Below are 8,423 nucleotides of genomic sequence, written 5' to 3' on the forward strand. Positions count from 1 at the left end.
TTATAAAAACAACCCAACAATTGTCGCTGTTAAAGTAGAAGCTAGTGTTGCTGTTAATAACATTTTCAAACCGAATTTTGCAACGATATCTGCTTTTTTCGCATTAATCGCTTGTATCGATCCAGCAATAATCCCAATACTAGAGAAGTTTGCAAAAGATACAAGGAATGTAGAGACAATTCCTACTGTTTTCTCTGATAACTCCCCAATCATTGGCTGGAATTGCAGCATTGCTACAAATTCATTTGCAGCTAATTTCGTACCCATTACAGATCCAGCAGTTACAATTTCACTGACAGGTATCCCCATTATCCAAGCAACCGGCGCAAATACATATCCTAATAATCCAGTAAATCCGATTCCGAAAATACTTGTAAAGAAACCATCAATTAAAGCAAGTAAACCTACATAAGCAACTAGCATAGCGGCAACAATTAAAGCAACGCGTCCACCATCTAAAGCGCCTGCTGAGATTGCTCCAAATACAGAATTGGTGTTGGAAACATCTTTAATGTTAATTGTCTCATCTTCATCTTTTGAAATAGGAGCAACTAATGTTGCAATTATTAATGCAGATAATGCATTTAAAATCATAGCAGCAAGTACATATTGCGGAGGAATCATTTCCATATATGCTCCCATAATGGATGCAGATACAGATGCCATAGCAGATGTACAAACAATGAATAGCTTATTGGCATTCATAGAATCTAAATGTGTTTTAATCGCAATAAGTGATTCAGATTGACCAAAGAAGATAGAGTTAATGCTATTAAATGTAACTACCTTTGATAACCCAGTAATTTTCGCCAATGCCCCACCAATATATTTAATCGCTAGCGGCAAAACTTTTATGTGGGTTAATAAAGATAATAAAGTAGAAGTGAAAATGATAAGCATCAGTACATTTATAAAAAATACACTTCCACCTTCTGGAACTAATCCACCTGTAACAAAACTAACACCTTCATTCCCATAGTTAAGAACTTTGGAAACTCCATTGGATGTAGCTTCAACTATTTTTAGTCCTACAGTAGTTTTAAACATTATTAGTGCAACAATAAATTCAAGCACAAATAATACGAGGATAGCTCTGAAATTAATCCTTTTTTTATCATTTGATAGTAAAAAGGCAATTGCTATCGTTACGATGATACCTAATATCCCAACTAAAATCGACATAGAAAATTCCTCCTAAATAAGAAACAAAAACAAGCCTTTCTCCTTAACATAAAACTATCTCAATATAGTTAATATGTTTTCGATAAGCATTGTTAATACATTAAAAACGATATACAGTTTTAGATGTTACCTTATATTTAGGCCATTGTCATCCTTTAATTGAATATCAGGTTAAATTAATAAAATTAAAACCTTTCAAAAAATTATCTAAATATATTTAATTTCTACGATTCAAAATTCTTTTCCAAAAATCACAGAAATAAAAGGAAGCAATTTTAGAAAGTACTCCCTAAAATTGCTTCCTTTTATCCTATTATATATTCTACTTCTTATTCTTTAATGAATATTTTCCTTTTCTTGCTTTGCAGTTTCATATGCATTATTCACACTGTGTAAAAGGACACTATTTTAAAGTACTTTCGCACTTTCCAATCCTTACTATTGTGTTATCTTTGCTTTTTTTGATAAAAAAAGCTGAACTATTTCTTCTTGACTATACTTTTGCAGGAGAAGAGAATCGATCATTTCTCGAACTGCACCATCTCCTCCATTTGATTCAGCTACAAATGCGACTTGATTTTTCACAAAATCAATCGCATTTTTGGGAGCACATGGCCATCCTACCTTTGTTAAAATAGGAATATCGTTGAGATCATCACCCATATAGCATACTTCCTCAAACCCTATTCCTATTTCATCGATTATCTTCTGAAGTGTTATCAACTTATCATGAATTCCTTCAAAAACATAGTCAAATTTTAACTCTTCTGCTCTTTTTCTAACTGCTTCAGACTTCCTGCCCGTTATAATAGCAGTCTTTATCCCTACTTGTTTAGCTAGACTAATCCCCATTCCGTCCTGGGTATGAAAAGCTTTATACTCCGTTCCGTCTGAACCAATATACAGTCTCCCATCTGTTAATACTCCATCCACGTCTAATACAATTAACTTAATCGCCATGTAATTACTTAAATGCCTAACTTCATTAAATCATGGAGATGGAGCATTCCAACTGGTTTATTATAGGGATCCACAATTGGGAGTACGGTTATTTCTTTCTCCTCCATTAATTGCAGGGCTTCAGCAGCTAAAGCACCTCTTTCAATTACAATCGACGGAGCAGAGATTAAATTTTCGACATTTTCATTCATGACATCCATCGAGAGGGCAAAGGCTCTACGGATATCTCCATCTGTAAGAACCCCTATTAATTGATCGTTTTCATTCACAATCGATGCTGCTCCTAAACCTTGATCTGTCATCGCAAATAAGGCATCTTTCACTTTGTCTCCTTCTCGGACAATAGGGTTTTTCCTCGTATGAAAAATAATATCGTCGACCTTTAATAATAATTTCCTACCCAAAGAACCATTTGGATGATAAAGTGCAAAATCCTCTGGTCTAAACTTTCGTGCTTCTAATAACGCAATAGCAATAGCATCGCCTAAGGCAAGGGTTACAGTTGTGCTTGTTGTTGGTGCTAAGCCTAACGGACATGCTTCTTCAAACTCCCCTAGACATAGAGCTACATCAGCCTTCATTGCTAAAGTGGAAAATACATTTTTCGTAATAGCAATTAACTTCGCTCCAATCGTTTCTATGGAAGGAAGTAATCGTAGTACTTCATCACTTTCTCCACTATTTGAAATAGCGAGTACAACATCATCTGAAGTCACCATCCCTAAATCTCCATGCAACCCTTCAGATGGATGCAAATAGCAGGATGGTGTTCCTGTGCTTGAGAAAGTCGCCTGTATCTTTCTACCAATAATACCTGACTTTCCTATACCCGTTACCACTACCTTCCCTTCACAGGATAAAATTAGTTGAATGGCATCTTCTACTGAATTATCCAACATATCTCTTAAATCCAATATTGCTTGTGCTTCTTTTTCTAAAACGTTTGCTAATGTATCTGTGTAATCGAATTTCGGTAAATTAATTTCTTGCATATAAATCACTCCCATTCTTACAGATTTTTCACCAGTGCATCAATCTCCACTATTGGCTTTAACACTTCCTCTAACTCGGCTAATTTCACCATGTTTGGTCCATCAGACATTGCTTCATCAGGATTCGGATGAACCTCCATAAATATGGAAGAAATCCCTACTGCAGCTGCAGCTCTTGATAAATAGGGAACAAATTCTCTTTTTCCACCAGTTGTTGTTCCATTGCCGCCTGGTATTTGAACACTATGTGTGGCATCAAAAACGACTGGTACCCCTAATTCCTGCATCGTTATAAGAGATCGCATATCCACAACTAAATTATTATAGCCAAATGTGGAACCACGTTCCGTTAATAAAATCTGTTCATTTCCGCTCTCTCTTAACTTAGTAACAACATTTTTCATATCCCACGGTGCCAAAAACTGTCCCTTTTTCACATTCACAATCTTTCCTGTTTCTGCGGCAGCAACCAATAAATCAGTTTGTCTGCATAAAAAAGCTGGTATTTGCAATACATCCAATACTTCTGCTGCAACAATCGCTTGAGCTCGCTCATGAATATCTGATGTAACTGGCACATCAAATGTTTCTTTTACCTTAGCTAACATTTCAAGACCTTTCTCCAAACCTGGTCCTCGAAAAGAATGAATGGAAGAGCGATTTGCTTTGTCATAGGATGCCTTGAAGATAAAAGGGATGTTTAGCTTTGTTGTTAATTCCTTTAGGTGTTCAGCCGTTTCCATAACAAGTTTCTCATCCTCCATAACACAGGGACCAGCAATTAGAACAAAGGGTTCCATGCCTCCAAAGACAATAGTATCGTTTAATATAACTTTTTGTGTAATGGTACATACCTCCTCTATAAATGAATTTCCTTAAAATTATTCTGAATGATGTTTTATAAGCAAAATGTGGTAGATGAGATGGATAAGGGAAAGGATATTTTTTGGAATTTTCTAATTATATACCGTGTAGTTTACATAATATATGAAAGAAGATGTTTTGAAAAGGATTTTGTTACATTATCTGACACACTTTTTTTATTTCCCCCTAAAACATCGTTATTTTTCTGACAAAAAAAGACTTTCCGTTATATTAGGAAAGTCTCTCTTCATAAAGCTTTGCCTTAGGAAATGAATTAAGCTATTGTCTTTTCTTCCATTTGAGTTGTTTTGACTCGAGAACCTGGAATAATATTAAATAAAATATTTAATATTATCGCGGTTATTCCACCTGCCACGATACCACTTTGGAAAAGAATGCGGATGCTTTCTGGGAATTTCATAAAAATATCAGGAACGACAGTTACACCAAGTCCCATCCCTATTGAGCATGCAAGAATTAATAAGTTACCTTGTTGATTAAAGTCTACTTTTCCAAGCATTTTAATACCATAGGACACTACCATTCCAAACATCGCAAGAGAAGCTCCCCCAAGGACTGGAGTTGGAATCAATGTTGTAATAGCTGCAATTTTAGGAATAAAGCCTAAAATAATTAAAATCGTACCAGCTGCATAAATGACATTTTTCGTTTTTACACCTGTTAGCTGAACAAGCCCAACATTTTGCGAATACGCAGTGTAAGGGAATGAATTAAATATTCCACCAATAACAGATGCCACTCCTTCTGAACGATAGCCCTTCGCTAGATCCTTTTCAGATACCTCTTTGTTTGTAATATCTCCGAGTGCTAGATAAACGCCTGTTGATTCAATTAAACTCACAATAGCAACAAGTGTCATCGTAATGATAGAAGTAAGATCGAAGGTTGGAGCCCCGAAATAAAACGGAGTAATTCCATGAAGCCACTTTGCTTCTCCTACCTCTGAAAAATGAACCATCCCCATAAATGATGCAATAATGGTTCCAATAATAATACCAAGTAAAATAGAGATTGTTTTGATAAATCCAGTTGTAAACTTATTAAGTAAAATAATGATTGCTAACACACCAAAAGCAAGAACTAAATTTTTTAGGTTACCAAAATCTGCACTACCTTCTCCACCAGCCATATCATTAAAAGCTACAGGAATTAAAGTAAGACCTATGATTGTAACAACAGAGCCAGTAACAACTGGCGGAAAGAATTTTACTAGTTTGCTGAAAATAGATGAAATAAGAACGACAATAATACCAGAAACAATAATTGCTCCATAAATAGCGGATATTCCATGCTTACTGCCAATTGCAATCATTGGACCAACAGCTGTAAATGTACAACCTAACATAACAGGAAGACCGATTCCAAAGAATTTGTTTTTCCAAACCTGTAATAATGTCGCTACCCCACAAGTTAATAGGTCGATTGAAATAAGGTATGCTAATTGTTCTGATGTTAAGTTTAGAGCCCCACCAACGATTAAAGGTACGAGCACAGCACCTGCATACATCGCTAGTACATGTTGTAGACCTACAGACCAAGTTTTTACTGTCATTTTTTCCATTTTAATATCCTCCTGCATAAATGCCTTCGTTTATTCGTTGTTCAGCAAATGTAACTTTTCCACTCTTTAAAGATGCAATTCTTGCTAAAGACTCTAATCGATAGCCTTTTGCGATTAACTCTTCTGCTCCTTGCTGGAATGATTTTTCGATCAATATCCCAATCCCACTTACAGTCGCACCAGCTTGCTCGACAATGTTCGCTAAGCCAAGAGCCGCCTGTCCATTAGCCAAAAAGTCATCAATTACTAGAACATGGTCTTCTGGATGAATATACTTTTTAGAAACAGTAATTTCATTTGACTCTCGTTTAGTAAAGGAATAAACCGTTGCTGTATACAAATCACTTGTTAATGTCAGGGATTTTCTTTTTCTTGCAAAAATTACAGGAACATCTAATGCCAGCCCTGCCATTATAGCTGGTGCGATACCAGATGACTCTATTGTTAAGATTCTAGTAATTCCTGCTTCTTTAAACAATCTAGCAAATTCAAGGCCAATCTCTTTCATCAGATGAGGGTCCATTTGGTGATTAATGAATGAATCTACTTTTAATACATGATCACTTAAAACAATACCTTCTTCTTCAATTTTCTTCTTCAATAAATCCATTAACTAGACTCTCTCCTTTTTTAGAGGACAGTGTTACCAAAGTATTCGTAATGACTGTCCTCTCTTAATACGAAAAAAAGCACATTCGCTTACTCTATGAGTAAGCGAATGTGCTTTTTCGAGCAAAATAAACTGCTCTATTTAGGCAATAGATCAGTATATCTCCATTTTTATGCGCTTACCCGTAGTCAGATGATTAACGGTCATCTGGTAGAAACTTGCAGGCCATATTCCTGCTATTATACGAGTGGTTATTTTGTTAGATTATTTGACAACATAATGGATTATAACGGATTTTCTTTGAAATGAAAACCATAATTTTATAAAGGGGAAAAGTTTCCATCTATTTTTATTATAACATCTACTTAGGCACTAATATTCTGACAATTTTTCAACAATCTCAAAACACTATTTATAGCTTATTTGAGTAATCATTTAATTTTTTTGCCATTTCTAATATTTGTTCCATAATAACCGATGTATGCTGAATCGAGTCTGCTTGTTTTTCACCAATTGCCGCAATTTTTTCAATTGATTCATTGATTGCATTAGTAGTGCTTCTAATTTCTTCCATCGTTTGAGAAATAGTTTGTGTAAAGTTGACTGTTTCTTTTGAGAATTTACGTATTTCATTCGCTACTACCTCAAAGCCCTTCCCCTTTTCTCCAGCTCTTGCTGCTTCAATAGCAGCATTTAATCCTAATAGATTCGTCTGATCGGCCACTTTTTTTATAATCGAAACTACTTCACTCGTTTTCCTTATATTTTCTTCTGCAACATTTGATTGCTCTAAAAGTAGTTTGGAAAAATCCACTAAGGAATGCGATCCATCGGCTATGTTATTAATATGTTCTTGTGATTGTGATAAAGATCTTGTTATTTCATCTACGATATTTCGTATCTCTGTTTGCCTTTTTAACTGAACAGCTATTCCGCCAATCACTTCTCCTTTTGTATTGATAATCGGAGAAGCTGTTCCAATAAATTCAAAACCGTAAAAATCTGCTGGCACCTCTTGCTTTAACGTTTTCTTTTCACGTATTGCCTCTTTTAATGGTTCATCAGGCTGCAGAGCTTGATTCGGTTTAATATGTAAATCAATAACCTTTCCAGGAAAATAAGCAATAAATTTGTCCCTATCGCAAATTGCAATAGAGAGATCAGCAGGAATTGCTGCTTTAATAATGGGAACTATAGGGATAATATCTTCTAAGGATTCTACTTGTTTAATCACAGTTGTCGCACTCCAATCTTTCTAAATCACTTCAACATACTACCATAAACATACCATATTTTCACAATTTTTTACTTTTGATTTCGACTCTTTCGTATTGGAATATATTGCAACATGTTATAATGATATTAGTTCTCTTCTTATTATTGACAAAAAAGAGAATTAAAACCTAACTATTATGTGGTGATTTCCATGTTTAAAATACTATTAATCGAAGATGATCAAACATTATTTCATGCCATAAAGGAACGCTTAGAGCAATGGTCCTATGAAGCTTTTGGAATAAATGATTTCAATAGAGTCATGCAGGAATTTACGGAGATAAAACCTGATTTAGTGCTTATCGATATCCAGCTTCCTAAATATGATGGATTTCATTGGTGTCGAATGATAAGGGGCCATTCAAACGTGCCAATTATATTCCTATCCTCAAGAGATCACCCAACTGACATGGTTATGTCGATGCAGCTCGGAGCAGATGACTTTGTGCAAAAACCGTTTCATTTTGATGTCTTAATTGCAAAAATACAGGCAATTCTCCGTCGTGTTTATAATTACAGCTTAGAGCAGTCGATACTTAAAACATGGTGCGATGCAACAATAGATTTTGAAAAAAATACGGTAACTTCTACTGTTGGAGAAATTGAACTAACGAAAAATGAAATGTTCATCTTAAAAATCCTACTAGAGCAGAAAAATAAAATCGTCTCTAGAGATCATCTTATAAATGAACTTTGGAATGATAAACGGTTCGTTAGCGACAATACGTTAACAGTAAATGTAAATCGTTTACGAAAAAAACTCGATGAGCTCCATCTTGGTAGCAATATAGAAACAAAAGTTGGCCAAGGATATATGGCGATTGAAGAGGACATAAAATGATTAAACAATATTTAATTGAAAAAAAACTTACACGGCACAACTAACACAATGATTTAGTTGTGCCGATTCCACTTGCTTTCAATATTGTTTAAATATGCATTTGGGTCCTGCTTAAAT

The 8,423-nt window shown here is 35.0% G+C and carries 7 protein-coding genes, 1 pseudogene and 1 riboswitch; of the genes and pseudogenes, 1 reads left to right on the forward strand and 7 read right to left on the reverse strand.

Features of this window, described 5'->3' with window-relative positions:
- The 7 genes and pseudogenes from ACTNDN_RS07470 to ACTNDN_RS07500 all read right to left on the reverse strand — a co-directional run.
- Nucleotides 1–1,182 (reverse strand): NupC/NupG family nucleoside CNT transporter, encoded by a 1,182-nt coding sequence (locus tag ACTNDN_RS07470; protein WP_031540433.1) that lies wholly within the window; start codon nt 1,180–1,182, stop codon nt 1–3.
- A gap of 438 nt (nt 1,183–1,620) precedes the next feature.
- Nucleotides 1,621–2,142 (reverse strand): KdsC family phosphatase, encoded by a 522-nt coding sequence (locus tag ACTNDN_RS07475; protein ID WP_031540434.1) that lies wholly within the window; start codon nt 2,140–2,142, stop codon nt 1,621–1,623.
- A gap of 8 nt (nt 2,143–2,150) precedes the next feature.
- Nucleotides 2,151–3,134 carry a KpsF/GutQ family sugar-phosphate isomerase gene (locus tag ACTNDN_RS07480; RefSeq protein WP_031540435.1) on the reverse strand — a complete coding sequence of 328 codons (984 nt, stop codon included), beginning with the start codon at nt 3,132–3,134 and terminating at the stop codon, nt 2,151–2,153.
- 17 nt (nt 3,135–3,151) lie between these two features.
- Complete coding sequence (gene kdsA, locus ACTNDN_RS07485) at nt 3,152–3,979, reverse strand: 3-deoxy-8-phosphooctulonate synthase (RefSeq protein WP_031540436.1); 828 nt, start codon at nt 3,977–3,979, stop codon at nt 3,152–3,154.
- 293 nt (nt 3,980–4,272) lie between these two features.
- Nucleotides 4,273–5,580, reverse strand: coding sequence for a nucleobase:cation symporter-2 family protein (locus ACTNDN_RS07490; protein WP_441131020.1), 1,308 nt, complete (start codon nt 5,578–5,580; stop codon nt 4,273–4,275).
- Nucleotide 5,581: 1 nt separating this feature from the next.
- Nucleotides 5,582–6,190, reverse strand: a complete 609-nt coding sequence (locus tag ACTNDN_RS07495; RefSeq protein ID WP_235252427.1) for a xanthine phosphoribosyltransferase — start codon at nt 6,188–6,190, stop codon at nt 5,582–5,584.
- 165 nt (nt 6,191–6,355) lie between these two features.
- A riboswitch (purine riboswitch) is annotated at nt 6,356–6,457 on the reverse strand.
- A gap of 145 nt (nt 6,458–6,602) precedes the next feature.
- A pseudogene (locus ACTNDN_RS07500) lies at nt 6,603–6,923 on the reverse strand (methyl-accepting chemotaxis protein); the annotation flags it as partial.
- A 693-nt stretch (nt 6,924–7,616) separates the two neighbouring features.
- Here ACTNDN_RS07500 and ACTNDN_RS07505 point away from each other — a divergent pair.
- Entirely contained in the window at nt 7,617–8,306 is a 690-nt protein-coding gene (locus ACTNDN_RS07505; RefSeq protein ID WP_031540440.1) for a response regulator transcription factor, read from the forward strand.
- Nucleotides 8,307–8,423 lie beyond the last annotated feature (117 nt).

This window comes from Niallia sp. HCP3S3_B10, assembly GCF_052064465.1.
In the GTDB taxonomy this organism is placed as follows: domain Bacteria; phylum Bacillota; class Bacilli; order Bacillales; family Cytobacillaceae; genus Niallia; species Niallia hominis.